Here is a 25,754-nt window from a genome sequence, read left to right on the forward strand (position 1 = left end):
GACCGAATATACAAAAGCACCGACGCTACTCGTCCCGGCCGCGCCGCAACAACTTGATCCGGTTGACCATCATCCGCAGGGCCAGCCGGAGGGTATTCATCAATTCACTGTCTTCCCGGTAGTCGGCCGGGGCGATGTTGTGGACGCGGCGCCCCGGGCTCATCTCGTCGTAGTTGTCCCATTCCCCGTCACCATCCTTGTCGATGGCCACGGCCACGCCGCCGCCCTGCTCCACGATTTGAAAGGCCGACATGTCGCTGTTGCCGTCTCCCACATAGATCACCTGGGCCATGGGTACGTAATAATGCTCGGCGTCGTGGTCTACGTAGGTATTCTCCAGTTCGCTGGCGCGGTCCAGGTCGAGGCCCTGCACCAGTTGCTTGATGTAGTGCACCTTGTCGACGTGGCTGATGACCCGCCGTGCGCTCAGGATCCGCCCCTCATCGTCGAAGTGGAGCTCACCGCCGTACACGCGGTCGAACTGCTGACCGATCACCGAATGCTCCGGAATGGTCTTGAAGCCGGCCGTCAGTAACACGAACTCCAGTTCGATGTCCTCATCCAGTTCCCGCACGAAATCGCGCAGGCAGTCCACCAGGTTCTCCGCCCCGGCAAAGAGGGGGAATTTTTTGCCGAAGGCCTGCATGGTCTCCCGACGCAACTTGCTGCCTTTGCGGTGACTGTACTCCCGGTACAGATCGGCCTTGGCCAGCGGGGCCTGCCACATTCTCTTCTTCCGCTCGTGCAGCCGCGACTTGAAGTCGTCAAACGACAACCCCAGGTGCTCCAGATAGGCCCGGGTGGTGTTCGGCCCCAGCGTATCGTCGAAGTCAAAGATGAGGACGATGCGTTCGCGTAAGATCTTGGTGGCGGAGGTGGCGGACATACTTTTACATAGACAGCCGGAAAAAAATGTTCACTGCCGGCCCCGGTCGTCGCCGCCGACAAGCATTCGTCGATTCCGGCCTTGACTGTATCGTAAGGAGTGGACGGGTATGCCGTCGGGGAATAGATTGTCTTACATATTCAAATGTTATCAGTCATGTTACCCGCAAATTCCACTCCCGCTACCCATTCCGACTTCCGGAGGTTCGCTACGCCGCTCCGTACCCGTCGGTCGGCCGTTCGCCGCCGCCGGCCCCCGATTACCTCGTCGGTGGACACGAAGTTGCGGGAGAAATACCAGAACGAGGTAAGGGAGAGCCGCCGGCTACAGCGGGCGACGACAATTATTGGCCTGCTGGTTGCAATAATTGTGGGGATTCTGCTGTCTTTGCGGTTCAACCTTGAAGGACTACTATGAACGTTTGCAAATGCCTGGCGCTGGCCCTTTTCTTCATCCTCTTCAGCACCCGGGCTGCGGCCCAGGCGTACGACGAGGCCATCGGCGTCCGCTTCGGCTATCCGCTCTCGGTGAGCTACAAGGCTTTCGTGAACGCCAGCGACGCCGTGGAGGTCTACGCCGGCTGGCGGAGCTGGCGCCGCTACCGCGCCTTTAGCATCAACGGGGCCTACCAGATCCATCAGGACCTGGGTACCATCGACGACCTCCAGTGGTACTATGGAGCCGGAGCCGGACTGCAGCTCTGGAACTACGACGAATTCGACCGCGGATCCGCTACCGTTAGCCTGTCCGGCTACCTCGGACTGGAGTACGTATTCCCCGATACACCGATTTCGGTGAGCGCAGACTGGCGCCCCACCGTCTACCTCGGCACCCAGCGAGCTACCGACTTCCACAATTTCAGCCTTGGTGCCGGTGCCCTGGCGGTACGCTACATCCTGCCGCGGAAGTTTCGGATCCGGTAGCGGAGTGGCCACCAATCGGGGGCGAAGGGCCCTGGAACAGTAACGAACGGGTGCCCCGGCGAATGGAAGGGTGAACCACACCCACCATGATCCGCCTCCGCTACCTTCTTCTCCCCGTTTTTCTACTTGTCGCGCTCACTGCCGACGCCCAGAAGAGTTTCAGATCCGCAGTCGGTGTGCGCGTGGGGGCTCCCTCAGCCGTCAGCTATAAAGCTTACTTCAACGAGCGGCACGCCGCTGAGGTCTACGTAGGTTACCGCGGTTACGACGTATCCCGATATATCAGCGTAAACGCCGCCTACCTGTCTCACCAGCAGATCGAGTCGCTGCGGGGCCTCAATTATTACTACGGGGCCGGGCCGGGAATCCGCCGGTGGAGTTATGACCATTCCGAAACCGGGGCCACCGTGGTTACCGCAAGTGCCTATTTGGGCTTGGAATACAATTTCGAAAATGTCCCGGTTTCCGTATCGGCCGACTGGGTACCTACCTACTTTTTTGGCCGCAACGGCAACAGGGGTAGCTTTGGCTACGACTTGGGCGGCATTGCCGTGCGCTATCGCTTCAGTGACGCCTACGAGGACGACTAGGCAAAAACCGCGGCGGCCACACCGTCTGCTACGGCCAATCCGCTGCGTGTCAGACAAAATTGCCGACCATCGACCAACCGCGCCACCGTTCCCGCGGCCACGAAAGGCGTGATTTCCCGCAGGAAATGTTCCGCCATATCCTGGCGGAATCTATCCGTCAGGTCCACCAGGTCGATCCCCTCGCTGCGCCGTAGTCCCGTCATCACGTATTCGTTATAGCGGTCGCGGGGGGTCAGGATCTCTTCCTCGTAAAGCAAGGGGCCACTGGCCACGAACCCGGCGGCGTTGCGGATGTCCGGCCAGACCCTCGCGTAGCGGGCGTTGTTGCTCACGTTCCAGCGTCGGCGCATGGCTCCGTCGAAGCTGTGGGCCCCCGGTCCCACGCCGAGGTAGGACTGCCCGGTCCAGTAACCGCTGTTGTGCCGGCTCCGGTGACCCGGCAAGGCAAAGTTGCTGATCTCGTAGTGCTCGAATCCGGCCCCCGTTAGGTGATCGATGAGCATATTAAACTGACGGGCAAACTTGTCATCGTCCGTGTCCGGTACCGCGCCCGCGGCTACCCGGTGGCCCAGGGCGGTGCGGGGCTCTACCGTCAGGGCGTATGATGCAATGTGCTGCACCCCGAGGTCGGTGGCGATGCGCAGGTTTTCCAGCCAGGTGGCGTCGCTGGTGGTTTGTCCGCCGTAGATCAAATCGATGCTGAGATTGCCGAATCCGGCAGCCCTCACCTTTTCCACCGCCGTCAGCGCTTCCCGGGCGGAGTGGGCGCGGTTCATGAAGCGCAGGTCCTCGGCGTCGAAGCTCTGAATGCCAATGCTTAGCCGGTTAACCGGACTGTCCGCCAGCACCGCGATCGTTTCCGCATCCAGGTCGTCGGGGTTCGCCTCCAGCGTGATTTCGGTATCCGCCGCCGGGTCCCAGTATCCTTCATCCTTTAGGACCCCGAACAGTCGCGAGAGTTCCTCGCCCGTCAGCAGCGAGGGCGTACCACCTCCAAAGTAGATGGTCGGTGCCGGCCCCTCCGGCAATTCCTGTCGCCGCACGATCAACTCCCGTTCCATCGCGACAAGCACCCCGCCGCGCCCCTTCAGGTTCGTACTGAAGTGGAAGTTGCAATAGCTGCACGCTTGCTTACAGAAAGGAATGTGGAGGTACAGCAATTTACAATGTGCAATTTGTCATTTACCAAGGCCGGCGACGCTTGCGTTGCCCGCTACCCGTATACCCCTGCAGACCACTTTAGTTTTCCGATCCGTCGGGTTAGGGCGGCGGCGCGCAGGTTCCCGGGAAAGGTAATGAGGCCGTGCACCGTGGTTCCTTACAACTATAGCAAAAATCACGCAGCACCACCCAAGCCTAAGTCAAGCCCAAAACCTAGCCAGCAACCCAGGAACACCGGCCCCCAAATTGTAAATGCTAAATGAGAAATTGTAAATCCAGCAATCCAGCAGCACCACCCAAGCCTAAGTTAAGCCCAAAACCCAGCCAGCAACCGAGGAACATCACGCCCCCCAAATTGCAAATGGCATATAAGAAATTGAAAATCCACCAGTCCAGCAGCACCACCAGTCCCAAGTAAACCAGGAAACCCAGCCAGCAACCGAGGAACATCATGCTCCCCAAATTGTAAATGGTATATAAGAAATGGTAAATTGTAAATCCTAAACCCTTACCGTCCCTTAGGCCGCCGCCGCTTCCCCCCACGGGCCATCATCTGGTGACCTTCCTTGCCCATGCGTTGTGCGGCTTTTACCTGTCCGGATTGCTTGAGGGCGGTGTCGAGCATGTCGATTTGCTCGGTGATCTGGGGCAGTTTGACGTTGGTTTCCTTGGCGGCCTTGAGGTATTTCTTGGCGGCTCCGAAATTGCGGCGGTTGGCTTCGATCTGAGCCAGTTGCAGTTTAAGCATGGCCTTTTCGTTGGCCGTGGGCACGTCGATGGAGTCGGCTTGCTTGAGCCAGCCCTCGGCGGCGTTCAGGTCCTTGCGGCTCAGGGCGATGGTGCCGCGCATCATGTAGTAGAAGGCCCGGTTGGCACTGTAGAGCCACTCGGGTTTGAGGGTCAGGTTGAGGAGTTTCTCGCCCCGGTCGAAGTCCTGCGCCTGCACGGCCTTGGCGGCCGGACCCACGGTGCCCAGAAAGATGTAACCGATCAGGAGGATGATTCCGGCCAGCAGGAAGGGGAAGCCGTACCAGAACCCGAAGGCGATCCAGAGGGCGACGCCGCCGACAACACCCGCGGCGATGAGCGCAAATCGGATATAGGGAGGTATGATGAACATGGCTTATTGGTTTTTACACGGCACCCGCGCTTGCCGCCCCCGACTACTTCAGGGAGGCCTCGTATTCGCGCTGGGCGCGCTTGGCGACAAAGATGGAGATTTCGTAAAGGGTGTACAGCGGAACCGCGATGAGGATCTGGGTCACGACGTCGGGCGGCGTAAGCACGGCCGACAATATCAGGATGCCGATGAAACTGTGGCGGCGGTACTGCCGCATCGATTCCGCCGTAATGAGCCCGAACTTCGCCAGGAAATAGATGAGCACCGGCAATTCAAAGATCAGGGCGGCCGGCAGCGTAAACATGATCATGTAGCTGATGACCGAGTCCATTTTAGGCTGGTTGACCGTCCCGCCGACTTCAAAGCCCATCAGGAAGTTGGTGCCGAAGGGAGCCACGACGAAGAAGCCGAAAGACACGCCCACGAAGAACAGGAAAGAACAGATGAGAATGACCCAGCGCGTGGCCTTTTGCTCGGCGGGATAAAGGCCCGGGCGTACGAACGACCAGATCTCGTAGAACACATAGGGAAACGACAGCACGAAACCGCCTACGAAGGCCATCTTCACGGCCGTAATGAACTGCTCGCCGAACTCCGTGGCTTGCACCAGCACCGTAGGCGGATGGAAGCATAGCGCCGCGCCGGTACCGAGAAAATCGGAAAGGCGGCAGAACATGCGGTAGCTGAGAAAGTCTTCCCGCAGCGGTCCGTAAAGGACGTAGGTGAAGTAAAAGTCGTTGAAAACGAAGAGCAAGATACCGGCGACGCAAATCGCGATCAGGGCGCGCATGACGTGCCACCGCAGTTCTTCCAGGTGATCGACGAAGGACATTTCCTTTTCGATTTCCGGGACGGGCTTACCGGCCTCGTCGTACTTCCAAGTGTCTACATCCTGTTGATCCAGTGGCATGGGGCGAAGGTACTACCTAGTAAAGATTAGAGTAGAAAATCCCGAACGGCCGTCTCGCTGTATTCCCAGAGGCGTCGGGCAAGTTGCTCATTACAGGCGGTGGGCGAAGGCTTCACCAGGCACTGCGTGGGGTTGAAATAGCGGCCGGAGACCTCACGGACTTCCGGACTGCTGGCCAGGTACACGCTCGTGTCGGCCCCCCGCTCCGGCGTGCGCGCGAAAGGTTTGTAGAGCGACCAGATGGCGCGGGTAAAAAATTTGCCCTTTTTGCTGGCGAGGGAAGTCCCCACCACGCCCGGGTGCAGGCAATTGGTTGTGAGTTCGCTGCCGTGGCGGCGGTTCAGTTCCTTGGTAAAGAGGATGTTGGCCAGCTTGCTCTGGGCGTAGGCTGCGGTACCGTCGTAGGCCCCGGGCCCCCGTTCCCCCCGGAGATTGCCGAAGTCTATTCCCCCCTTCGTGTGCAGGGCGCTTGATACATTGATCACGCGGCTACAGATGTTGGCGCACTGCATCGCCGGGAGCAGATTAAGGGTTAGCAGGTAATGGCCCAGGTGGTTGACCCCGAACTGCAGTTCGTAGCCGTCCTCAGTCAGTTCCAGCGATTCACAGTAGATGCCGGCGTTGTTGATCAGCACGTCCAGACGGGGGTAATCGGCCAGGAAGATCTCGCTGGCGTCCCGCACGCTGCGCAGGCTGGACAAATCGAGCGGTAGGGTGTCGATGTTACGGTTGCCAGTGTGTTCCACCAGCCAGTCGGCGGTATGCTGAGCACTTGTCTCATTGCGGCAGGCAAGCACCAGGTGGGCTCCCTTCCTGGCGAGGCGTTCGGCGGTGGCCCGCCCAATGCCGTCATTGGCGCCCGTGATGAGTACAGTTTTGTTTCGCATAGCCTCTGGCAGACGTAACGCGCAGGGGGCGGGGGCGGTTGTTGGCCGCAGCTAGCGGCGCACATTGTACATTTACGATGTGCTGATCACCCAGGACCTTACGTACCGTTACCCGGATTCCTCCACTACCTTCCGCTTCCCCGATCTCCGGGTCGACCGCGCGGGTACCCTCTTGCTGCTGGGCCCTAGCGGGGCGGGAAAGTCCACCTGGCTGCACCTCCTGGCGGGTGTGCTCAGTCCATCCGGCGGCCGCACCGAACTCGACGGCGTGGATTACGCCGCGCTGCGGGGCTCGAAACTCGACCGTTTCCGCGGCCGCAACATCGGATTGGTCTTTCAGCGGCCATACTTCCTGGAAGCCCTCACCGTCCTGGAGAACCTGGCCATTGCCCGCCGGACGGCCGGCCTGCCGCCGGACCGGGAGCTCCTGCAGTCAACCCTCCACCTCCTGGGCATGGACGACTACGCTGATCGCCACCCCGGTCGGCTCAGCGTCGGCGAACAGCAACGCGTCACCATCGCCCGCGCCCTGGTCAACCGCCCTCAACTTATCCTGGCTGACGAGCCCACCAGCGCCCTAGACAACCGCAACGCCGCCCGCGTGAGCGCCCTCCTGCGGGAGCGCGCCTCCGAACTCGGTGCTGCCCTGGTGGTGGTGACCCACGACGAACGCCTCCGCGGTGATTTCCGGCAGGTGGTCGACCTGGCCCAGCAATCCATCCACAACTGAATCCGCCATGTCCCTTTTCTCCCTCGCGTGGCGCAACCTTCTCTACCGGCCCTGGAGCACCCTGCTCAGCGTCATCCTGGCCGCCCTGGGCGCCGGACTCATCAGCATCATCCTGCTGCTGAACTGGCAACTGGAGCAGCAATTCGACCGCAATCTGGCGGGCATCGACCTGGTCGTAGGCGCCAAGGGCAGCCCCCTGCAACTGATGATGTCGAGCATGTACCATATCAGTTCCCCTACCGGGAACGTTCCGCTCGATGCCGTCAAGCCCTTCCTTAATCCCGCCCACCCCTACATCGAACTCGGGGTACCCCTCTCACTAGGCGATTCGTACCGCGGCCGCCGCATCGTTGGTACCCGGCCCAGGTTTCTCGAACTTTACAGTGCCACGCTGGCGGAGGGGGAAATGTGGTCGGAGGTGATGGACGTGGTTGCCGGGGCCACCGTGGCCCGGGAACTGAATCTCGAAGTGGGGGATACCTTCCAGAGCAGTCACGGGCTGATCGAAGACGACGACCTCACCCACCGGGAGGCGCCAAGCTTCCGCATCACCGGTATCCTGGCCCCGAGCGGCACGGTGGCCGACCTTATTCTGCTCACCCCCAATGAAAGCCTCTGGGCGGTACACGATACCCACGATCACGCGGCCGAGGACCACCAAAAAAGCCATTACGACGTCAACGCCCCCCTGACCGACTACACCGATGAATCCATCACCTCCGTGCTCCTCCGCTTCCGGGGCACCAGCGTGGCCGGACTAAATATGCAGCGCAGCATCAACGAGAACACCGAATTGCAGGCCGTGACCCCCAGCATTCAACTCGCCGAACTGTACGCGACGGTGGGGCAAGGGGAGCAGATACTCCGGCAACTGGGCTACGTGGTGGTTGGGGTGAGTATCCTGAGCATTTTCATCGGACTTTACAGCAGCCTCGATCGCCGGCGGGGTGAGCTGGCGCTGCTGCGGAGTCTGGGTGCCGGTCCGGGCAAGCTGTTCGGCCTCCTGCTCCTGGAAGGCACCTTGACGGCCGTGGCCGGTGCCCTGCTGGGGCTTGCCCTGAGCCACCTGGGGCTTGCCCTGATCGCCCGGTATTTCTCGGAAAATTACCGCTACGACTTCCGCGCGCTGGTCTTTTTACCCGAAGAAGCCTGGATCCTGCTGGCGGCCGTGGTGGTGGGTGCCCTGGCCTCACTGGTGCCGGCCCGACGGGCCGCCCGGACTGACGTACACCAGACTTTGGCGGGACGGTAGCCGGTGGTTAGAGGGTGCCTTCCTTGCGCAGTTGCTTGTCCATATAGTCCACCGCCCGGGCGGTCATGGCCATGTAGGTGATCGAGGGGTTCTGCGTGCCGGAACTCACCATAAAGCTGCCGTCGGTCACGAAGATGTTCGGTACGGCGTGTACCTGGTTCCACTGGTTGAGTACGCTGGTGCGGGGGTCGCGACCCATGCGGGCGGTACCCATTTCGTGGATGGCGGCACCCACGGCGGTGGGGTTGTTGTGGGTCTCGATGTCCTTGAAGCCGGCGGCCTCCATCATTTCGGCTAGACACTGCACGCCGTCTTCCCGCAACTTGCGCTCGTTTTCCTTGAGGCCGGCATCGAAGACAAGCACCGGCATGCCGTACTGGTCGACCTTGTCCTTGCTCAGTTCCATCTTGTTCTCGTGGTAGGGCAGCAGTTCTCCGAAGCAGGTGGCCCGGAAGCGCCATTCGCCGGGTTCGGTGATGGCCCGCTTGAAATCCGGTCCGAAGGGAGCGTCGATGTTGGTGGCCCGGCTCATGCCGCCCTGGTAACCGAAGCCGCGCAGGTAGTCGGGTTGCCGGGTGGCGGCGTCAATGTTCCGGAAGCGGGGGATGTAAAATCCGCCGTTGGGTTTGCGGCCCTTGTAGTACTTGTCCTGCATCCCGCCGAAGGTCGCCGAGCCACCCATACCGTAGTGATGGTCCATGAGGTTGTGGCCGAGCTCGCCGCTGTCGTTGCCCAGGCCGTCGGGGAAGCGCTCCGATTTGCTGTTGAGCAGGATGGCGGTGGAGCCGATGGTGCTGGCATTGCAAAAGACCACCCGGCTGAAGTACTCCCGCGTCTCCTTGGTTTCCGCGTCGATCACCCTTACGCCCGTAGCGCTCTGGGTGGCGTCGTCGAAGATGATGGAGTGTACGATGCTGTTGGCCAGCAAGGTCAGGTTTCCGGTGTCGTTGGCTACCGGAATGGTGGACGATAGACTGGAAAAATACCCGCCGTAGGGGCATCCGCGCCAGCAGCGGTTGCGGGCCTGGCACTGCCCGCGCGTGCCGTGGTGCAGTTCCGGGATGTATTTGGTGAGGTTGGCCGTTCGCCCCGGGGTGATTCGGCGCTCGGGAAAGGCGCTTTCCACCGCTTGTTTGAAGTGGTCTTCCGCGCAATTCAGGTCGAAGGGCGGCAGGAATTCCCCGTCGGGCAGGTGGGCGAGGCCCTCTTTTTTGCCCTGTACCCCGACGAATTTTTCCACGTAAGTGTACCACGGCTCGATATCGGCGTAGCGGATGGGCCAGTCGACGGCAATGCCTTCCTTGAGGTTGGCTTCAAAGTCGAGGTCGCTCCAGCGGTAGCAGTGCCGTCCCCACATGATCGAGCGGCCGCCCACATGATGCCCGCGGATCCAGTCGAAGCGCTGCTTTTCCTCGTAGTCGTACTCATCGTCCTTGACGATCCAGGGCTTGTTATCCTGGTTCACCCACCACGAAAGCCGATTTTGCTTGTAGTAGTGGGCGGCTATTTCTTCCCGCGGCACCCGCCCCTGGTATTCCAGGTCCCAGGAATCCAGGTTGGCGGTGGGGTACTCCCCGTGCTCCACCATGCGCCCGCGTTCGAGCATGAGTACGCGGTAGCCCTTGCGGCAAAGTTCCATGGCCGCGTAGCCGCCGCTGATGCCGGAGCCGATGACGATGGCGTCGTAGGTGACTTCTTCCTGTCCTTGTGAATTGAAGCGCATGAAAGGGGGAGTGAGGGTAGTCGATAGAAAGAAGGGGTTAGATCGATCGGAAGTCCGGCGTATTCCCGGTTTCCAACTGATCTAACCCCATGGTGAAATGACGCTGGTGAACGAAAGCCCCGGCCCTAGATGGCCCAGGCTACGCCACCGGTGAGTTCCTGCAGGTCGCCGCAGGGGATGTACTCGCCGGGTACGGGCAGGTAGGCCAGTACTTCCGTGCCGATGGGTTCGCTGTTGAACCAGGCACCGACGATTTGCGACTTGAGGTCGAAGTACACGTTGCGGGCGTTGGCTTCCACGTCGGGTACGGTGTCCCAGGAGGTGTCGGGATCCTTGTAGTGGAGGTCCTGGTCCTGGAGGAACACGAGCGACTGCTCGCTTTCCATATCCGAGAATGGTCCGTTGGTCTCGTCGGCGTCCATGCGGCGCATCAGTTCCTTCAGGCCGTCACGGAAGTTGGTGCGGGCCTCTTCGTCGTAGACCTGACCGACCATCTTGTCGATAATTTCCGGTACGCCTACGTCCACGGCGCCCGGGGTGTCGGTCGTCGGGATCATGGTGTCCGAAAGCTTGGTGATGAAGCGGTATTCCTCCTCGTTGAAGAAGTTGGGCGAGTAGGTGGCCTCGCCGGCCGCCACGGCTTCGTCGCGCTTACAGCCCGCCAGGAGGGCGGAGGCGACGGGAGCGCTGATGGCCCAACCGGTTACGTAAGCGGTATACCGCAGTAATTCTCTTCTTTTCATCGCTTAGATGTTCATCTTTTTAAGTTCATTGACGGCGTGGTCCGCGGCGCGGGCGGTGAAGGCCATGTAGGTCAGGGACGGGTTCACGCAGGCCGCGGAAGTCATGAAGGCACCGTCGGTCATGTAGACGTTCGGGGCGGCCCACAGGCGGTTGTGCTTGTCCACTACGCTGTTGGAAGGGCTGCTGCCCATGCGGGCCATGCCCATCTCGTGGATACCGAGACCGGGATAAGAGTGGGCATTGTAGGTGCTCACGTCCTTCAGGCCCGCGGCTTCGAGCATTTCGGCCGCGTCGTTCATCATATCGTCGACCATGGCGTACTCGTTTTCTCCCCACTTGGCGTTGAAGACGAGGGTGGGCAGACCGTCCTTGTCAAGCTTGTTGCGGTCGATGGTCATGCGGTTGTTGGTGTCGGGCAGGGTTTCGGCGAAGGCCGTAAGCCCCATCGTCCACTTGCCGGGCCGGATCAGGGCCTCCTTCAGTTCCGGACCCACCTTGACGTTCATTTCGCGGACCGTATGACTCCAGCCGCCGCGACCGGCACCGCCTTGGTAGCCGAAGCCGCGCAGGTAGTCCTTCTTGCTGTTGCGGTCGCCGAGGTTCTGGTAGCGGGGAATGTACACGCCATTGGGCTTGCGTCCCTTCTCGATCTTGTCGCCGAAGTCGTCGGTAGCACCCGAGGCACCCACGCGGAAGTGGTGGTCCATGATGTTGCCGCCGAGCTCACCGCTGGTGTCCATCGTTACGCCCTCCTCGTGCTCGGTATTCATCACGATGAAGGAGCTGGGGATGGCCGAAGCGCACAGGAAGATCACCTTGGCAAAGGCTTCGTGGTCCTCGCCGGTGGTAGTATCGCGGAAGCGCACGCCTTTGGCGCGCTTGGCTTCCTTGTCGTAGATCAGGCTGTAGACCGAGCTGTTCGGGCGAAGCGTCATGTTGCCCGTCTCCTGCGCCACGGGGATCGTGGAAGAAACGCTGCTGAAGTAGCCGCCGTAAGGACAACCCCGGATACAGCGGTTGCGGAACTGACAGGCACCCCGGGTGCCGAGGTGGACACTGGGGTCGTAAGCGGTGAGGTGAGCCACGCGACCGGCGGTGACGACCCGGCCGCCCATGTTTTCGGCGACACCCTTGCGGACCTGGTCCTCGACGCAGTTCAGCGGCATCATGGGCAGGAAGTTGCCGTCGGGCAATTGCGAGAGGCCAAGTTTCTCCCCGCTGATGCCCGCGAAGGTCTCGACGTAGGTGTACCAGGGGTCGATTTCGGCGTAGCCGACGGGCCACGGAGTGGCGATGCCCTGCCGCGCGTTGGCGGTGAAGTCCATGTCGCTCCAGCGGTAGCTGTGCCGGCCCCACATGATGGAGCGGCCGCCGACGTGGTAGCCGCGCATCCAGTCGAAACGCTCGGTCTCCCCGTAGGGGTGCTCGTCGTCCTTTACAAACCAGTGCTTGCTCTGCGGCTTCACGGTGTAGCCAGTGCGGTTCTGCTTGTAATAGTGCTTTTCGATTTCCTCGGCGGAGACGTTATTCTGCAGCTCCATGTCCCAGGTGTCAAGGCTGGCCGTAGGGTAGTCGCCGTGCTGAACCATGCGCCCCTTTTCGAGCACCAGTGTTTTCAGCCCTTTCTTCGTCAGTTCCATGGCGGCCCAGCCTCCGCTGATGCCCGTTCCGACGACGATGGCGTCGTAGGTAACTTCTTCGTCACCCTGAGAATTGAATTTCATATGATCGATTTGTTTTCGCCCCCTCGGAGGGGCCGTAAATTAACGATAATGTTTCGGCACTCGGGGCATGCGGGGAATCTTTTCACCGTCAATTGCCGGACTTACCCCTTAATAGGCTGCGTCATACATAGCCGTCGGAGCGCAGGCGCCGTATCGGTGGCGGCGCGGCCGGCCCTGCGGGGTTACAGCTTGAGGACTTCCCACCAGCGGCGGCGCACCGTCGGGGCGGGCGCCTGGGTGGGGGCGGGAAGCGGATGGAAATGCCGGTGCAGCGCTTTGCCCAGCCGCTCTGGATCGTAAACCAAAAGTTGGGGGGCGGGTGGCCGGCGGTCGAGGATGCGGGGATCGAGCGGCCGGTAAAGATCGACGTCGTAGTAGTATAATAGGTCTCCGGCTGAAAGCGTGTCCAGTTCCCCGCGCTCGCTCCATACTAGCAACTGATCCACGGGGATCCCAAAGCGGGCAGCCACCTGCCGGGCGGTGGTGTCGCCTTCTTCTACGGTAATCTCGTAACGGTGGTAGTAACGATTGGGTGCCAGCTCGCCCCGCCCGGCGCGGGGGTGGGTCCAGGGAAGAGCAACGGCTTCCTCGGGTAAATTGCGCGGAAAACGGTCCAGGTAGTCACGCAGCGCCGGCACTACCCGCTTGGGTACCATAAGTTGGTGGCCGCCGCGCAGCCCGGGTAGGTAGCCGCGGATGTACTGTGGGTTCATTTCCAGCACCACCTCGGGGCGCAGTCCCGTCACGAGAGCCACCTGGAAGAGGCTCATCCTGCGGTAGACCGTTACGCGCTCCACCAGCTGCTGGTCAAGGGGCAGGGGCGTAGCTGGCAGGCCGTAATGGTGGTGGTAATTCATCAGAAATACCGCCGCAATAAAGTTGGGAACGTAATGCCGCGTCTCGCGGGGGAGGAAGCGGCGCAACTTCCAGTAGTCGCGACTGCCGGAACGGCGAATCGCCCGGTTCACGTTGCCCGGTCCGGAATTGTAGGCTGCCAGGGCCAGGGCCCAGTCGCCGTATCGCTCGTACTGTATTTTCAGGTAATCCAGTCCGGCGGCACAGCCCAGGGCGGGGTCCAGACGCTCGTCCAGTTCGTGATTGACGATCAGGCCCAGTTCGCGGGCCGTCGCCGGCATTAGCTGCCACAAGCCGCCGGCGCCTACCGGACTTATGGCCCAGGAACGGAGGGCACTCTCTACGATGCTCAGGTGCTTGAGTTCCAGGGGCAGGCCTGCATCGCGCAACTGCTCCTCGAAGATGGGGTAGAAGCGGGCCGACCGCGCCAGCATACGTCCGCTTGAAATGGGCCAGTCCTGCAGATAATTGACGATGCGCCGGTAAACCGCATCGTCCACCCGGTACTCTAACAGGGAGGGATCGAAGGCCGCCAGCCGGGCCTCCACTTCTTCACGGCTGAGCTCCATTATGGTCCGCGCCTGCCGCTCGGCCTCGGCCAGGGAAGTCCCCGTGGCCCCAAGGGGCTGGCACAGGAAAAGCAGCAGTAACAGGCGGTACAGGGTGTTCAAGCCGGAATTATCGGAGGGTCTGGGGCGATTTCGCCAAAGATAGAAAATTTACCTCAGGCTTTCTCCGGATAAAACAACCACCGGATAGCTTTGGGGAATTCCTTGCCCCACCGTGCCTCGTTGTGCTGGCCCAGGGGGTCGACGGCCATTTCAATTTCCAGTGAGGACGCGTCGCTCTGGCTCAGCAACTGTTCCTTGAAACGTTCCATGTTCGGAACCATGGTAGCGCTTTCCGCCTCGCCGCCGTAGAGGTACATGCGGCCCCGGTACTGGTGGGTGAGCTTCATGAGGGTGAAGGGGATGTCCGGGGTGACCCACAGGCTCGGACTGAAGACCATCAGTTTTTGGTAGGTCTCGGGGTACATGATGCCAGCGTAAATACTGATCAGTCCGCCGAGAGAGCTGCCGCCGATACCGGTGTGCTCGGGTTCGGGCAGGGTCCGGAAATGCCCGTCGATGAAGGGTTTCAGCTGCTCCACCAAGAAGCGGGTATACTTCCGGCCTTCCCCGCGGCCCAGACGCGTCTTGAATGAGGGCGTGAATTCACTCACGCGCTTGGCGTGCGCGTGGTCGATGGCGATCACGATCAGGTCGCCCATGCCCTGTTCGGACAGACTGGCCAGGCGCTTGTCGACCCCCCAGCTCCCGTAGGGCGCGTAGTCGTCGAAGAGGTTCTGACCGTCCTGTAAATAGAGCACCGGATACCGCTTGCCGGAAGTATAATAATCGTGGGGCAGGAGTGCCGCTACCCGCCGCGTACGGATGAGCTCCGGAATTTCAAAATTCTCGTCGATCACCTCGATGATTGGCAGGAGTTCACTGAGGTACACGAGTTCCGAACTACCCCAGTTTTCCACCCGGTCGGGTACGAGCCAGTGGTCGTGGGTGTACCGCAGGTGGTTCAGGGCGCTTTCCTGGTAATGGCCGAGCTCGACCGATTCCCAGCCGCCGCGGGTGTACTTGTATTCTACCTTATGGACGTCGTCGGAGAAATGAAACTTGCGGCGGTAAGTTCCCGGCCGGTCACCGGGTTCCATGCGGTAGGCCTCGTCGCGGGCGTTCCAGTCGTTGAAGGTTCCGGCGACGTAAACCGGGCGTTCGTCGTCGGTGGTGGTGATCAGTTTGAGGGTCCGCTGGGGCATAGGGTTAGGGGTAGCGGCGCAAAGGTAACTACCGCTTCTCCTTCCACCGCTCTGCCAGCTGACGCCAGGTGATCAGGCGGATACCTTCCTCTTCCAGCAGGTCGGCGAATTCCTGGCTGGAAAAGAAGTTGTAGTCCAGCTGTCGCCAGCGATTGCCCCAGCCCACTACGCCGCCGGCCATTCCGGCGCTTTCGGCTCCGTCCAGGGCGGTGTGGATGAGCAGGACGTTCACCCCGGCGGGCAGGTCCGCGAGCTGATCGCGGTAGTAGGTTTCCAGCCCCATCTCGTAATCGGGCTCACCGGCCGTAAATAGATTGTCCACCACCAGATCCTCGTTGGTAATCGCTTGGCGATAGGCCGGGTCCATGCCCTCCAGGCGGTTCTGGCTGATCAGGATGGGCAGGCCGTATTCCCGACCCGTCTCCAGGTATACCCGGAAGAGTTCGGGCGTGGCGGCCAGGCAGCCCATGTGGGAATCCAGGTGAGTAGGGTTGATGCCCAACGCGCGGGCCTTTTCGATCTGGGCTTTGATCTCGGTCCTTACTTCCTCGGGCTTGGCGGTACGGGCCATTTCGGCGCAGCCCGGTCGCAGGTAACCCGTAGAATCCAGCAGACTCGATACGCGGTCGGCGCTGGCTACGCTGCCCCATTTCAGGTCGCGCCACTCACTGGTGAGCACGAGGTGCATGCCCAGGTCGGCGTCGGGATTGGCTACGGCGTAGCGGGCAACCTCCGGCAGCCAGGGCGTATTGGCCATGATGCTCGCGCTGCTCACGTTGCCGCCGTCGAGGGCCTGGAAGCTGCCCTGGTTGGTGGCGTGGGTAACCCCGAGGTCATCGGCGTGTACGATCAGCAGTTTTTCATCGGGGCCGTAGCCCAGGATGGAGGCGAGGCTCTGAGCGGACAACCGCGGGCCGGCGAAAAGGAGAAAGGCAAGGCAGCAGAACAGGCGCATGGTCGAATTTTGCTCCAAGATAGCCGGGGCACTCCGAAAAGTGGATACAGTAGCGATGTTATCTTTGGCCGCCTAACCCCCCATGCCGGCATGTTCCCTGGTAAATTCCTTTGCACCTGCGTCCCCGCCCTCCTTCTGGTCATGACGGGCTGCGGTGCACCCGACCTGCCGCGGAAAATTCGTCTGCCGCCGGTGCTCAATGAGGCTTCCGGACTGGTGGTTGACGGGCAGCGGATGATCTGGCACAACGACAGCGGCGACGGCCCCTACCTTTATACTACTGACCTGCGGGGGCGACTAATGGCCATCGATACCCTGGAGGCGCGGGCCGTGGACTACGAAGACGTCTGCGCCGACGAGGATGGATTGCTGTACGTGGGCGACTTCGGCAACAACACCGGGCAACGGCAACAGGCAATGATCTACCGCTATAATCGCGAAACCGGAAAGACGGACTCCATCCGCTATACCTATCCCGGACAGGATGGCGGCGGGCGGCTGGTGCGGGGTAATTACGACTGCGAGGCCATGGTGGCCAGTAACGGTTACCTCCACCTCTTCACGAAGGATATCCTGTACAAAGAACGACCGTTTTACATCTATCACTTCCGCTTGCCGGCCGCACCCGGAGCCTATACGGCGGAGCTGGTCGACAGCCTCTACCTGCCCCGGCGGGTGATCACGGGGGCCGCGCTCGACCGCGAATCGCGGCAACTCTACCTCGTATCCTATAACTATCGTCGGCTGCTGGGCTTTTTTCCCACGGGTGCCGCCTCACTTATTACCCTGAGCGATTACGTGAATGACCGCTTCTTCACCGGCGACCTGAAACGGCGCAACCTGGCCTGGGCGCTGCCCACCCAACACGAGGCGGTGGGCATCTACGATGATGAGTACCTGTACATCGCCGCCGAGGCCACCCACATCCGGCGACACGCGATGGCGCGGCGGATACGGCGCTGATCAGTTACCGGAATTATTCCATTGCCGGCTGCCGATGCGATAATAGATCAGGTAACGGCTGCCCGGATTGGCGATGCGCGGCCACAAGTCCCGGCCGAGGCGGCGGGCGAGGGCCGTGTCGGCTACTTCGTGGCGGATCATATCGGACCGGTAGAGGTACAACCCACCGTAGTAGGTGGAACTGTCTACTTGATAGCGCCCCCGGGAGAGGGGGGTGAAGCGAAAAGTGTCCGCGAGTTCCCGGAGATCGGGTTCGTTGATGAGATAGGCGAGTCGACCCTGGCGGTAGACCACCGCCCAGTCGTAGGCGGCCACCGCGAGGTCGAGGGGTAGAGGGTAGGGCGGTTGATTCTCCACATACTGCGCGATGATGGTTGGGTCGACGATGCTGTTGTCCGTTTCCCAGCGTTCCAGGTCGCCGGTGTTATAGGCCATCAGCACGGCGCGGTCGACGGGGGGTATGCCCTGTAGCTTTCGGTCGCGGTACTGGTGGAGGCGTACCGTACAGCTGATGGTTAGGCCGGTGGCATCGCGGAGGGCCTGCAGGAAGGAGAAGTAAGCGTCGCGGGTGCCGGCCGTCCAGTCGCAGTCGATCTGCAGTTCGGTGTAGGGATAGGGAAAAACTTCCTCCAGGAGGGTCAGCAGGTCCGGTATGAGCGAGGGTGCCGGGTGCGCGAAGACTTCGTTGGTGATGAATACCACGGGGACGGCTTCGCGGGGCAGACTGTCCTGGCCGGTAACCAGCAGCGCCGAGGGCTGGGGTTGTCCGTCGGTCCAGCTGATGTCGAAAGCCTTAATGTACAGGCGCTGTACGTCGTAGTCCGCAAGGCGGTTGGGCGGCAGAGTGAGATCCGTTTGCCAGTGGTAGAAGGCGTAGCGGGGTGGGGGGATGTTCTCCGCCCCGCAACTGAAGGCCAACAGCAGCAGGAGGCTACAGATGCACCTCATCGCCCAGTTCGGGGATAATCACTTCCCGGAAACCGGCCTGAGTAAGGCTTTCTCCGAAGGGCTCCATCCGGTCAAAGGTGCCGTGGACGAGGAAGACCTTTTCGCAGGTTTCCTGCTGTCCGTTCAGGAAATTGATCAGTTCCGAGCGATCGGCGTGGGCACTGAAGGAGTCCATCACCACCACGTCGGCGCGCAGGGGGTGGTACTGTCCGTAGAGGTGGAGGCCCTCTGCGCCGTCGAGGAGTTTGCCGCCGGGGGTTCCCGGGGCGCAGTAACCTACGATGAAGATGGTATTCTTCGGGTCGCCCATCGTATTGGCCAGGTGGTGCTTGCTGCGTCCTGCGTTCATCATGCCGCTGGCGCTGATGATGATGGCGGGTCCGTCCAGGTAGTTGAGCGCCTTGCTTTCGTCGACGGACTGGGTGTAGGTCAGGCGACTGAAGCCGAAGGGATCGTCGTCCGTCAAAAGGTACTCCTGGAGGTCCAGGTCGTAGCATTCGGGGTGGGCTCCGAAGACGGTGGTGGCATCTACGGCCAGGGGGCTGTCGACGAAAACCGGTATTTTGGGGAGTTGCCCGCTGCTTTCCAGTTGGTCGAGCATATAGACGATCTCCTGGGTGCGCCCGACGCTGAAGGCCGGGATGAGGAGTTTGCCGCGTTTGGTCACGCAGGTGTTGCGGATCACTTCGAGGAAGCGGCGCATTTCATTGGGTGGCGACTCGTGTTCCCGGTTTCCGTAGGTTGATTCGGAAATCACGTAGTCGCAGGTGGGCATACGTCGCGGGTCGCGCAGAATGGGCCGGTCGGGCCGGCCGACGTCCCCGGTAAAGCCTACGGTGGTGGTGAGACCGTCTTCCCGCTGGATGCGCAGGGTCACGCTGGCGCTGCCAAGGATGTGGCCGGCGTCGCGGAACTGCAGTTCTACGCCGGGCTGCAGCTCCTGCCATTCGTTATAAGGCAGACCGACGAAGCGTTCCATGGCGGGTTTGACGTCTGTGCGGCGGTAGAGTGGGCGGCGGGTCTTGTCGGATGTTTTGTTCTTGCGGTTGAAGTACTCGGCGTCCTTCTCCTGGATGAATGCGGAGTCTAGCAGTAGAATAGCGCATAGGCTGCGCGTGGCGTGGGTGCTGTAGATCTTGCCGCGGAATCCGTCGCGGACGAGCTTCGGGATCCGCCCGCTGTGGTCGATATGCGCGTGGGAAAGTACGAGTGCATCAATCTCCTCGGGGTCGAAGCGCCAGTTTTCATTGAAGTGCTCCATATCGTCGTTCCGGCCCTGATACAGGCCGCAGTCGAGCAGGATCTTGTAGCCGTCGTCGAGGGTAAGCAGGTGGGCCGAGCCGGTGACTTCACGAGCGGCACCGCAGAAAGTAAGCGTCATGGGTTAAAGGTAGGTAGGGACGGCGAATTTGATGGGGTGTCATCCTGTCAGACGTCGGACGTGTGCCATTCTGACACACGTCCGACGTCTGACAGGCCATTTCACGGAAACTGCCAGGTGTTAGAGCCTGCTACGCAACTAGAGATGGTTATTTAATTGAGTTTGCTCCTCCTTTCTATACTGTCGTCGCAAATATGAGAAAAGGTTAGTGCGGAAGCCTGTAATTTCGGCAGACGTCGGACGTATGTCATTTTGACATACGTCCGACGTCTGCTACCCAGCACCACTCGCCACTACCGCTCATCCACAAACCGGGGCTCCCACTCCGGCCGGGGCAACATGCAGGCCTCCCGCTTCCCGAACCACTGGTAGCGGTTCTTGCCAATAAAGTTGTAGACCCAATCGCGCAGGGGGCGCGGGACAATGCCCAGGTGGTACAGGTACGCCCATGGGCCCCCCATCAACTTGAAGGTGCGCAGTACACTGTCGCTGTGGGAATAGACCCGTCCGTTCTCGTAGAGGACCACGGAGTTGAGGGCCTTGGGGTCGACCCCGAAACGTGGCAGCAGCTCGGCGGCGGTTTCCGACTGCAGACTGGCGAAGCGCAGCACCCCTCGCCGGTCGTGTTCCAGGATGAAGCGCACCGAGCCGTTGCACAGGTTACAGACGCCGTCGAAAAAGAGGATGGGTTGGGAAGTGTCCATGCTGCTCAAACAGCAGCGACCGGCTTCAGGTTAGCAGGGGCCAGTTGCGGTCGCGGTCGGCCACCGTGTAGCCGCCCTCTATCGTCGGCCATGTGATGCCGATGGCGGGATCATCGAAGCGCAGTCCCCCCTCGGCTTCCGGAGCGTAGAAGTTGTCGCACTTGTACTGAAAGACGGACACTTCGGAAGTCACGACGTACCCATGTGCAAAGCCCCGGGGTATGTAAAGTTGCCGGTGATTGGCATCGTTGAGGTAACAGCCGTACCACTGTCGGTAGGTAGGAGAATCGGGACGAAGATCCACGGTCACATCGTAGACTTCCCCAACCACTACCCGTACCAATTTAGCCTGGGCCGCAGCACCGTGCTGGAAGTGCATACCGCGCAGCACGCCTCGGTTGCTGGCGGCCTGGTTATCCTGAACGAAGTCGACGGTCACCCCCGCCTCCCGAAACACTTTGGCATTGAAACTTTCAAAAAAGTATCCCCGCTCGTCGCCGAATACCCGTGGTTCAAAAATGAGCAGATCGGGGATGGGAGTAGCGGAAAAAGGCATAGGCACTACAGCTGTTTTCGGGGCCCGGTCAACCGGAACCGCCCCCCGGGTCGTTTGCTTCGCGAAGGTAGTGTGCCAAATTGTACCGGGCACCCCGTCACTGCTGTTTAACCCATGCCAACCCTAACGCTCGTGCCCGAAAACTGGGAACAAGACTTTGCCTACCAACGCGTGCGGCACCTCATCAAGGAACGCTTTCGCCGCGACACCCTGCCCGACCTGAACGCCCTCCTTTTTCTGATCGGCGTGCAGGAACTGGGCCGCTGGCAGGCTGACTTCACCAAGGAGGAAAAGCGCGACCTTATGCACGTGGCCGTCTGCCGCTTGCTGGCCGAAGATGGCCACTACCGCTTCCTGGGCCGCGACGACGACGGCTGGCCCCACTACGAACTGACCAGCAAGATCCCCCCCACCGACCTCAAGGGGCAGGAAGAGCTGCTGAAGGAGAAAATCATCGCCTACTTCGGCGATCTCGAAGCGGAGGAAGGCTTCATCGGCTAGGCTACCTCCGCGAGCCGGCGGGCGGTCTCGTTGGGGCAGGTTAAATTTGCCCAATGCGCTACTCCCTCTTTGCCCTACTCCTCACCATCCTGTCCTGCTCCCCGGACGACGGTACCCACGCCGTCATCCAGACCAACCGCGGCGACATTGAAGTCTTGCTCTACCCAGAGACCGAGCGCCACAGCGAAAACTTCATCAAACTGGCCGAGGAAGGATTCTATAACGGTACGCTGTTTCACCGTGTGATCCCCGGATTCATGGTGCAGGCCGGTGATCCCGAGAGCCGCGGTGCCGGCCCCGACCAGCCCCTCGGCCGCGGCGGGCCCGGTTACGAGATCGACCCGGAAATCGGCGCGCCCCACCTGTACGGGGCGCTTGCCGCCGCCCGGACCCCCAATCCGGAAAAACGGAGCAGCGGATCCCAGTTCTACATCGTCACCGGAGAGCTGCAGACCGATAACACCCTCGACAACATCGAGCGCATCAAGGGAATACAGTACAATGAGGCCCAACGCGAAGCCTACAAGACCGTGGGCGGCCGGCCGGACCTCGACCAGGAGTACACCGTTTTCGGCGAGGTGATCAGCGGCATGGACGTCGTGGAAGGCATCGCCGAAGCCGAGCGTGGCGCTTACGATCGGCCGCGGGAGGACGTGGTGATCGAGAACATCATTATCAAGTAGCGGCTCCCAAGGCCGGGGCAACCACCGTCGCGGCATTCTACCTTAGGCCCGGCACCCGCGCGCCGCGCCCTAAAGCAAGCCCAGCGAGCAACTGTACACAAACGCCGGCGGCAAATTGGCCAGCGTGAAGCTCACGGAAACGTTGGGGAAGGTGTCCTTGAGCAGACCGTAGTCCTGCAAGGCGTACTGGTACTGAAGGAACTGTCCGTTCGGGGCCAGCACCCGTCGAGACTGCGCCACGATGCGTTCCTTGACCTGCTGGTCGATCATGCTGAGGGGCAGGCTGGAAACGACGAAGTCGACGCTGCCGACGGGAAGGTGGTCGGTAAGACGGTCGGCCCCGATCGGGAGCACCTGCAATCGGGGATCGTTGATCACCTGAAGCCGGCGGACGAAAGCGGGGTTGATCTCAAAGGCCGTGAGTCGGCTGCGGGGGTGAAGGCGTTCCAGTAAGGCACGGGTAATGCAACCCTCTCCGGGACCAAGCTCTACCACGTTCAGCGGTGCGTCGGAGGGGATGGCGCTGATGAGGCGTTTGATCAGGACGGGGGAGGCCCGAGCGATGGCGCCGGTGGAGCGAAAGTTTTTTACGGCTTCCCGAAAGAAGTTCCAGTTATTCATAGGGGTGGTCGTCGCAGCAGCAACAAAGAACGTGAAAAATAGCTTACTAAGGCTGATCGATCGGTAATGTCCACGCTTTGCCGGGACGCAACAACCATTGTATACTACCGATTGTACCAACTGCTAAAGTAACCCCCATGCTCCGTATCCTGCTGGTCGAAGACGAAGAGAACATCCGCGACACCGTGAAACTCAACTTCGAAATGGAAAATTTCGAGGTGGTGACCGCCGAAGACGGCCGCAAAGCCCTCAAGCACGCGAGCGAACAGCACTTCGACATCATGATCGTCGACGTGATGCTGCCGGAAGTCAATGGGTTCCAGGTGGTGGAGCAGGTGCGCCTCACCAACCGCGATACGCCAATCATCTTCCTCACCGCGAAGGATCAGGCGCAGGATCGCATCCAGGGCCTGAAGAAGGGGGCCGACGACTACCTGATTAAGCCTTTCGTATTCGAGGAACTGCTTCTGCGGGTCAACCGACTCATCGAGCGCACCAGCAAATCGCCCGACGTGCAGCCGGACCTTTTCACCTTCGGCGACAACCAGGTGAACTTCGCCACCTACGAAGCCACGGGCAACCAGGGCAGCTTCACCCTCACCAAGAAGGAAGCCATGCTGCTCAAGCTGCTCACCGAGCGGCGCGGGGAGGTGGTCAGCCGCCAGCAGATCCTGCAGTCGGTCTGGGGATACGATGTCTACCCCAGCACGCGGACAATCGACAACTTCATCCTGTCCTTCCGCAAGTATTTCGAGCAGGACCCCAAGAATCCGACACACTTCCTGAGCGTACGGGGCGTTGGTTATAAGTTCGTGGAGTAGCCCCCGGCGCTGCCGCCACGTCGAAACCCACCCGCAACCGTGGAGAATATTTCCTTTTCCTACCCCCTCTGGTACCTGCTCCTTTGCGCGCTGGCGGGGTTGGCCGTTACCCTGCTCCTCTACTTCCGCTCTCCGATCCAGGCCGCCCGCCCGCTGGTGTGGGCCATGGCCGCGCTGCGGTTCACGGGCTATACCCTGCTGGCCATATTGCTCATGGCGCCGCTGCTGCGCTTTTTGCAGACCGACCGGCAGGAGCCGATCATCGTGCTGGCGCAGGACGTCAGCGAATCCGTGGGTATGGAAACCGACACCACAGCCTACGTGGCGGAATGGGAATCGCTGCGCGACGCCCTTTCCGGGCAGTACCGCGTCGTGAGCTACACCTTCGGCAGCGGCGTGCGGGAGGGAGGCGCGATCACTTTCGCCGACAAGCAGACTAACCTCGACGCGGCACTGACCGAGATTGCCGACCTCTACGGCAACCAGAACCTTGGGGCGGTCGTGTTGGCCTCCGATGGCATTTACAATCAGGGCCCGAATCCGGCCTACCGCGATTTCGCCCTGCGCGCGCCGGTCTATACGGTGGGGCTGGGCGACACCACCCGCCGCCGCGACGTCTTCATCAATCGCGTGTTCCACAACCGCATTGCCTACCTTGAAGACCAGTTTAGTATTCAAGTGGATGTCAGTGCCCGCAACGCCGCCGGCGAACGTACCCTCCTGACCGTCAGCCGAGTAGGGGAGTCGGGCAGCACCGTTCTTCACACCGAACCGCTGACCATTGACGGCCCCGACTACTTCACCACCCGGGAAGTGATTCTCGACGCCGACCGCCCCGGCGTCCAGCGCTACCGCATCGCCGTTTCCACCATCGGGGGGGAGGTGAGTACGGCTAACAATCAGCGCGACATCTTCGTGGACGTGCTGGACGCCCGCCAGTCCATTCTCATTCTCGCCGCAGCGCCCCATCCCGACCTGGGTGCCCTGCGGCAATCCCTGGTGGGCGGCCGCAACAACGAGGTAGAGATCGCCTACGGGAACCAGTTTACGGGTCGGGTGGCCGACTACGATCTGGTCATCCTGCACCAGCTGCCCTCCGCGATCGACCGGATTCCGCGGGTCCTGGAAGCACTGCGGGCTGAAAATATCCCCACCCTCTTCATTACCGGGCCGGACCTGCCGGCTCCCATGGTCAACGCCTCGCAGGAACTGCTCCAGGTAGGGGGCGGCGGCGCGCAGGTGCAGGGCAATGAGGTAACCGCCCGCCTCGCCCCGGGCTTCAGCGCCTTCACGTTGAGCGACGAGCTCCGGCAGGCCCTGCCGACCTTTCCCCCCCTGGCCGCTCCGTTCGGGGAATTCCGGGCCGGGCCGGGAGCCAATGTCCTGCTCCTCCAGCGGATCGGGCGCGTGGACACGGAATTTCCCCTGCTGGTGGTGGGCGAGGACCGCGGTCGGCGCACCGGGGTGTTGGTCGCGGCCGGATTGTGGCAGTGGCGACTGTACGATTACCTGGAATACGGGGACCACGCTCGCTTCGATGAATTGGTGAGCCAACTGGCTCAGTACCTGACCGTGCAGGAGGACAAGCGCCGTTTCCGGGTCAGTGTTGCAGAAAATATCTTCGACGAGAACGAGCCGGTACAACTGGACGCCGAACTGTACAACTCCAGCTACGAACTGGTCAACGAACCGGAAGCCCGCGTAGTGGTCACCGGGCCGGAAGGGCGAGAGTACAACTTCACCTTCACCAGAACCAACAACTCCTACACCCTCAACGCCGGTACGCTGCCGATGGGCAATTACCGCTACCGGGCCACCGTCAACAGCAACGGGGAGGCGCTGGTGAGCGAGGGCCGCTTCAGCGTTCAGGCCGTCGAAGTGGAGCGCTACGCCCTGGAGGCCGACCACGCCCTGCTGCGGCAGTTAAGCGACCGGTACGGGGGAAGCCTGCTCTTTCCCGGACAGCTTGCCGCCCTGGCCGACACCCTCTCCGCCAGTGAGGCGGTCAAACCGGTGTTGTTCCAGACCGTCACTACCCGCTCGGTGCTGAACGTGAAATGGATCTTTTTCCTCTTGCTGGCCCTGTTTACTGCGGAGTGGGGACTGCGGCGCTGGGCGGGGGGTTATTGATATCTACGCTTACAGCAGCCAACCAAAAGGTTTGACTGGGTGGTCCGACTGAAGCCTCCACCCGCCGGCCGGAACCTCCACCCGCCGGGTGGAAAAGACAGAAGGCATGCAGGATAGAAGTTTGGTCCACGCTACGCCATGATGTTCCGCCCGGAACCTCCACCCGCCGGGTG

Annotated in this window: 26 protein-coding genes; 9 read left to right on the plus strand and 17 right to left on the minus strand. The window is 61.2% G+C overall.

The genetic code is table 11. The features are described from left to right. Positions 1-25 precede the first annotated feature (25 nt). The gene (locus E4021_RS12070) at positions 26-886 is read right to left on the minus strand and encodes an HAD family hydrolase (RefSeq protein WP_136459612.1); all 861 of its coding nucleotides are present in this window, start codon (positions 884-886) and stop codon (positions 26-28) included. 413 nt (positions 887-1,299) lie between these two features. Between E4021_RS12070 and E4021_RS12075 the strand changes: the two genes are divergently transcribed. Together E4021_RS12075 and E4021_RS12080 are read left to right on the plus strand one after the other, a co-directional pair. Beyond that, a complete protein-coding gene (locus E4021_RS12075; protein WP_136459613.1) occupies positions 1,300-1,809 on the plus strand; it encodes a hypothetical protein in 510 nt (169 codons plus the stop codon). A gap of 86 nt (positions 1,810-1,895) precedes the next feature. Continuing rightward, positions 1,896-2,399, plus strand: a complete 504-nt coding sequence (locus tag E4021_RS12080; protein WP_136459614.1) for a hypothetical protein — start codon at positions 1,896-1,898, stop codon at positions 2,397-2,399. On the opposite strand, the gene hemW is transcribed toward E4021_RS12080, so the two are convergent. The 5 genes from hemW to E4021_RS12105 all read right to left on the minus strand — a co-directional run bounded on the left by hemW (position 2,396) and on the right by E4021_RS12105 (position 6,477). Further along, positions 2,396-3,559, minus strand: a complete 1,164-nt coding sequence (gene hemW, locus E4021_RS12085; protein WP_136459615.1) for a radical SAM family heme chaperone HemW — start codon at positions 3,557-3,559, stop codon at positions 2,396-2,398. The genes E4021_RS12080 and hemW overlap by 4 nt on opposite strands. 256 nt (positions 3,560-3,815) lie before the next feature. Next, positions 3,816-4,013 (minus strand): hypothetical protein, encoded by a 198-nt coding sequence (locus E4021_RS12090; protein WP_136459616.1) that lies wholly within the window; start codon positions 4,011-4,013, stop codon positions 3,816-3,818. 55 nt (positions 4,014-4,068) lie between these two features. Further along, positions 4,069-4,680, minus strand: coding sequence for a hypothetical protein (locus tag E4021_RS12095; protein WP_136459617.1), 612 nt, complete (start codon positions 4,678-4,680; stop codon positions 4,069-4,071). A 43-nt stretch (positions 4,681-4,723) separates the two neighbouring features. Next, on the minus strand, positions 4,724-5,590 hold the full coding sequence (gene tatC / locus E4021_RS12100; protein ID WP_136459618.1) for a twin-arginine translocase subunit TatC: 867 nt from the start codon (positions 5,588-5,590) through the stop codon (positions 4,724-4,726). Between the two features lie 26 nt (positions 5,591-5,616). Further along, entirely contained in the window at positions 5,617-6,477 is an 861-nt protein-coding gene (locus E4021_RS12105) for an SDR family oxidoreductase (protein WP_136459619.1), read from the minus strand. Positions 6,478-6,556: 79 nt separating this feature from the next. Here E4021_RS12105 and E4021_RS12110 point away from each other — a divergent pair, with 79 nt between their 5' ends. Together E4021_RS12110 and E4021_RS12115 are read left to right on the plus strand one after the other, a co-directional pair. Further along, a complete protein-coding gene (locus tag E4021_RS12110) occupies positions 6,557-7,207 on the plus strand; it encodes an ABC transporter ATP-binding protein (protein ID WP_136459620.1) in 651 nt (216 codons plus the stop codon). Positions 7,208-7,214: 7 nt separating this feature from the next. After that, positions 7,215-8,459, plus strand: a complete 1,245-nt coding sequence (locus E4021_RS12115; protein WP_136459621.1) for an ABC transporter permease — start codon at positions 7,215-7,217, stop codon at positions 8,457-8,459. Positions 8,460-8,466: 7 nt separating this feature from the next. Here the strand turns inward: E4021_RS12115 and E4021_RS12120 are convergent, their stop codons facing one another. The 6 genes from E4021_RS12120 to E4021_RS12145 form a co-directional block, all read right to left on the minus strand. Continuing rightward, positions 8,467-10,182 carry a GMC oxidoreductase gene (locus tag E4021_RS12120; RefSeq protein ID WP_136459622.1) on the minus strand — a complete coding sequence of 572 codons (1,716 nt, stop codon included), beginning with the start codon at positions 10,180-10,182 and terminating at the stop codon, positions 8,467-8,469. A gap of 125 nt (positions 10,183-10,307) precedes the next feature. Continuing rightward, a complete protein-coding gene (locus E4021_RS12125) occupies positions 10,308-10,925 on the minus strand; it encodes a gluconate 2-dehydrogenase subunit 3 family protein (protein WP_136459623.1) in 618 nt (205 codons plus the stop codon). A gap of 3 nt (positions 10,926-10,928) precedes the next feature. Next, positions 10,929-12,650 carry a GMC oxidoreductase gene (locus tag E4021_RS12130; protein ID WP_136459624.1) on the minus strand — a complete coding sequence of 574 codons (1,722 nt, stop codon included), beginning with the start codon at positions 12,648-12,650 and terminating at the stop codon, positions 10,929-10,931. Between the two features lie 182 nt (positions 12,651-12,832). Beyond that, a complete protein-coding gene (locus E4021_RS12135) occupies positions 12,833-14,176 on the minus strand; it encodes a lytic transglycosylase domain-containing protein (protein WP_136459625.1) in 1,344 nt (447 codons plus the stop codon). Positions 14,177-14,229: 53 nt separating this feature from the next. After that, positions 14,230-15,318 (minus strand): alpha/beta hydrolase-fold protein, encoded by a 1,089-nt coding sequence (locus E4021_RS12140; RefSeq protein ID WP_136459626.1) that lies wholly within the window; start codon positions 15,316-15,318, stop codon positions 14,230-14,232. Positions 15,319-15,346: 28 nt separating this feature from the next. After that, positions 15,347-16,273 (minus strand): polysaccharide deacetylase family protein, encoded by a 927-nt coding sequence (locus E4021_RS12145; RefSeq protein ID WP_136459627.1) that lies wholly within the window; start codon positions 16,271-16,273, stop codon positions 15,347-15,349. 90 nt (positions 16,274-16,363) lie between these two features. Here E4021_RS12145 and E4021_RS12150 point away from each other — a divergent pair, with 90 nt between their 5' ends. Then, positions 16,364-17,236, plus strand: coding sequence for a hypothetical protein (locus E4021_RS12150; RefSeq protein ID WP_136459628.1), 873 nt, complete (start codon positions 16,364-16,366; stop codon positions 17,234-17,236). On the opposite strand, the gene E4021_RS12155 is transcribed toward E4021_RS12150, so the two are convergent. From E4021_RS12155 to rfbC, 4 genes are all read right to left on the minus strand, one after another. Continuing rightward, on the minus strand, positions 17,237-18,184 hold the full coding sequence (locus E4021_RS12155; RefSeq protein ID WP_136459629.1) for a hypothetical protein: 948 nt from the start codon (positions 18,182-18,184) through the stop codon (positions 17,237-17,239). It lies immediately after the preceding gene. After that, a complete protein-coding gene (locus tag E4021_RS12160; protein WP_136459630.1) occupies positions 18,168-19,565 on the minus strand; it encodes an MBL fold metallo-hydrolase RNA specificity domain-containing protein in 1,398 nt (465 codons plus the stop codon). The genes E4021_RS12155 and E4021_RS12160 overlap by 17 nt, the downstream gene beginning before the upstream one ends. Before the next feature lie 293 nt (positions 19,566-19,858). Further along, complete coding sequence (locus E4021_RS12165; RefSeq protein WP_136459631.1) at positions 19,859-20,269, minus strand: thiol-disulfide oxidoreductase DCC family protein; 411 nt, start codon at positions 20,267-20,269, stop codon at positions 19,859-19,861. Between the two features lie 25 nt (positions 20,270-20,294). Beyond that, positions 20,295-20,825, minus strand: a complete 531-nt coding sequence (rfbC, locus tag E4021_RS12170; protein WP_136459632.1) for a dTDP-4-dehydrorhamnose 3,5-epimerase — start codon at positions 20,823-20,825, stop codon at positions 20,295-20,297. Positions 20,826-20,939: 114 nt separating this feature from the next. Between rfbC and E4021_RS12175 the strand changes: the two genes are divergently transcribed. Together E4021_RS12175 and E4021_RS12180 are read left to right on the plus strand one after the other, a co-directional pair. After that, positions 20,940-21,326: a hypothetical protein gene (locus E4021_RS12175; RefSeq protein ID WP_136459633.1), complete on the plus strand. Its 387-nt coding sequence runs from the start codon at positions 20,940-20,942 to the stop codon at positions 21,324-21,326. Positions 21,327-21,379: 53 nt separating this feature from the next. Beyond that, positions 21,380-22,009 carry a peptidylprolyl isomerase gene (locus tag E4021_RS12180; RefSeq protein WP_136459634.1) on the plus strand — a complete coding sequence of 210 codons (630 nt, stop codon included), beginning with the start codon at positions 21,380-21,382 and terminating at the stop codon, positions 22,007-22,009. Between the two features lie 69 nt (positions 22,010-22,078). Here the strand turns inward: E4021_RS12180 and E4021_RS12185 are convergent, their stop codons facing one another. Beyond that, positions 22,079-22,630 (minus strand): class I SAM-dependent methyltransferase, encoded by a 552-nt coding sequence (locus E4021_RS12185; protein ID WP_136459635.1) that lies wholly within the window; start codon positions 22,628-22,630, stop codon positions 22,079-22,081. A gap of 137 nt (positions 22,631-22,767) precedes the next feature. Here E4021_RS12185 and E4021_RS12190 point away from each other — a divergent pair, with 137 nt between their 5' ends. Further along, positions 22,768-23,451, plus strand: coding sequence for a response regulator transcription factor (locus E4021_RS12190; RefSeq protein WP_136459636.1), 684 nt, complete (start codon positions 22,768-22,770; stop codon positions 23,449-23,451). Positions 23,452-23,490: 39 nt separating this feature from the next. Next, a complete protein-coding gene (locus tag E4021_RS12195) occupies positions 23,491-25,581 on the plus strand; it encodes a hypothetical protein (protein WP_136459637.1) in 2,091 nt (696 codons plus the stop codon). Positions 25,582-25,754 lie beyond the last annotated feature (173 nt).

The organism is Neolewinella litorea (assembly GCF_004803465.1).
Taxonomy (GTDB): Bacteria; Bacteroidota; Bacteroidia; order Chitinophagales; family Saprospiraceae; genus Neolewinella; species Neolewinella litorea.

Excerpts from the sequence above, each read along its gene's own strand:
- E4021_RS12070 (WP_136459612.1), bottom strand. The coding sequence starts at position 886 with ATGTCCGCCACCTCCGCCACCAAGATCTTACGCGAACGCATCGTCCTC.
- E4021_RS12075 (WP_136459613.1), top strand. The coding sequence starts at position 1,300 with ATGAACGTTTGCAAATGCCTGGCGCTGGCCCTTTTCTTCATCCTCTTC.
- E4021_RS12080 (WP_136459614.1), top strand. The coding sequence starts at position 1,896 with ATGATCCGCCTCCGCTACCTTCTTCTCCCCGTTTTTCTACTTGTCGCG.
- E4021_RS12090 (WP_136459616.1), bottom strand. The coding sequence starts at position 4,013 with ATGATGTTCCTCGGTTGCTGGCTGGGTTTCCTGGTTTACTTGGGACTG.
- E4021_RS12095 (WP_136459617.1), bottom strand. The coding sequence starts at position 4,680 with ATGTTCATCATACCTCCCTATATCCGATTTGCGCTCATCGCCGCGGGT.
- tatC (WP_136459618.1), bottom strand. The coding sequence starts at position 5,590 with ATGCCACTGGATCAACAGGATGTAGACACTTGGAAGTACGACGAGGCC.
- E4021_RS12105 (WP_136459619.1), bottom strand. The coding sequence starts at position 6,477 with ATGCGAAACAAAACTGTACTCATCACGGGCGCCAATGACGGCATTGGG.
- E4021_RS12115 (WP_136459621.1), top strand. The coding sequence starts at position 7,215 with ATGTCCCTTTTCTCCCTCGCGTGGCGCAACCTTCTCTACCGGCCCTGG.
- E4021_RS12120 (WP_136459622.1), bottom strand. The coding sequence starts at position 10,182 with ATGCGCTTCAATTCACAAGGACAGGAAGAAGTCACCTACGACGCCATC.
- E4021_RS12125 (WP_136459623.1), bottom strand. The coding sequence starts at position 10,925 with ATGAAAAGAAGAGAATTACTGCGGTATACCGCTTACGTAACCGGTTGG.
- E4021_RS12130 (WP_136459624.1), bottom strand. The coding sequence starts at position 12,650 with ATGAAATTCAATTCTCAGGGTGACGAAGAAGTTACCTACGACGCCATC.
- E4021_RS12140 (WP_136459626.1), bottom strand. The coding sequence starts at position 15,318 with ATGCCCCAGCGGACCCTCAAACTGATCACCACCACCGACGACGAACGC.
- E4021_RS12145 (WP_136459627.1), bottom strand. The coding sequence starts at position 16,273 with ATGCGCCTGTTCTGCTGCCTTGCCTTTCTCCTTTTCGCCGGCCCGCGG.
- E4021_RS12150 (WP_136459628.1), top strand. The coding sequence starts at position 16,364 with ATGTTCCCTGGTAAATTCCTTTGCACCTGCGTCCCCGCCCTCCTTCTG.
- E4021_RS12155 (WP_136459629.1), bottom strand. The coding sequence starts at position 18,184 with ATGAGGTGCATCTGTAGCCTCCTGCTGCTGTTGGCCTTCAGTTGCGGG.
- E4021_RS12160 (WP_136459630.1), bottom strand. The coding sequence starts at position 19,565 with ATGACGCTTACTTTCTGCGGTGCCGCTCGTGAAGTCACCGGCTCGGCC.
- E4021_RS12165 (WP_136459631.1), bottom strand. The coding sequence starts at position 20,269 with ATGGACACTTCCCAACCCATCCTCTTTTTCGACGGCGTCTGTAACCTG.
- rfbC (WP_136459632.1), bottom strand. The coding sequence starts at position 20,825 with ATGCCTTTTTCCGCTACTCCCATCCCCGATCTGCTCATTTTTGAACCA.
- E4021_RS12175 (WP_136459633.1), top strand. The coding sequence starts at position 20,940 with ATGCCAACCCTAACGCTCGTGCCCGAAAACTGGGAACAAGACTTTGCC.
- E4021_RS12180 (WP_136459634.1), top strand. The coding sequence starts at position 21,380 with ATGCGCTACTCCCTCTTTGCCCTACTCCTCACCATCCTGTCCTGCTCC.
- E4021_RS12185 (WP_136459635.1), bottom strand. The coding sequence starts at position 22,630 with ATGAATAACTGGAACTTCTTTCGGGAAGCCGTAAAAAACTTTCGCTCC.
- E4021_RS12190 (WP_136459636.1), top strand. The coding sequence starts at position 22,768 with ATGCTCCGTATCCTGCTGGTCGAAGACGAAGAGAACATCCGCGACACC.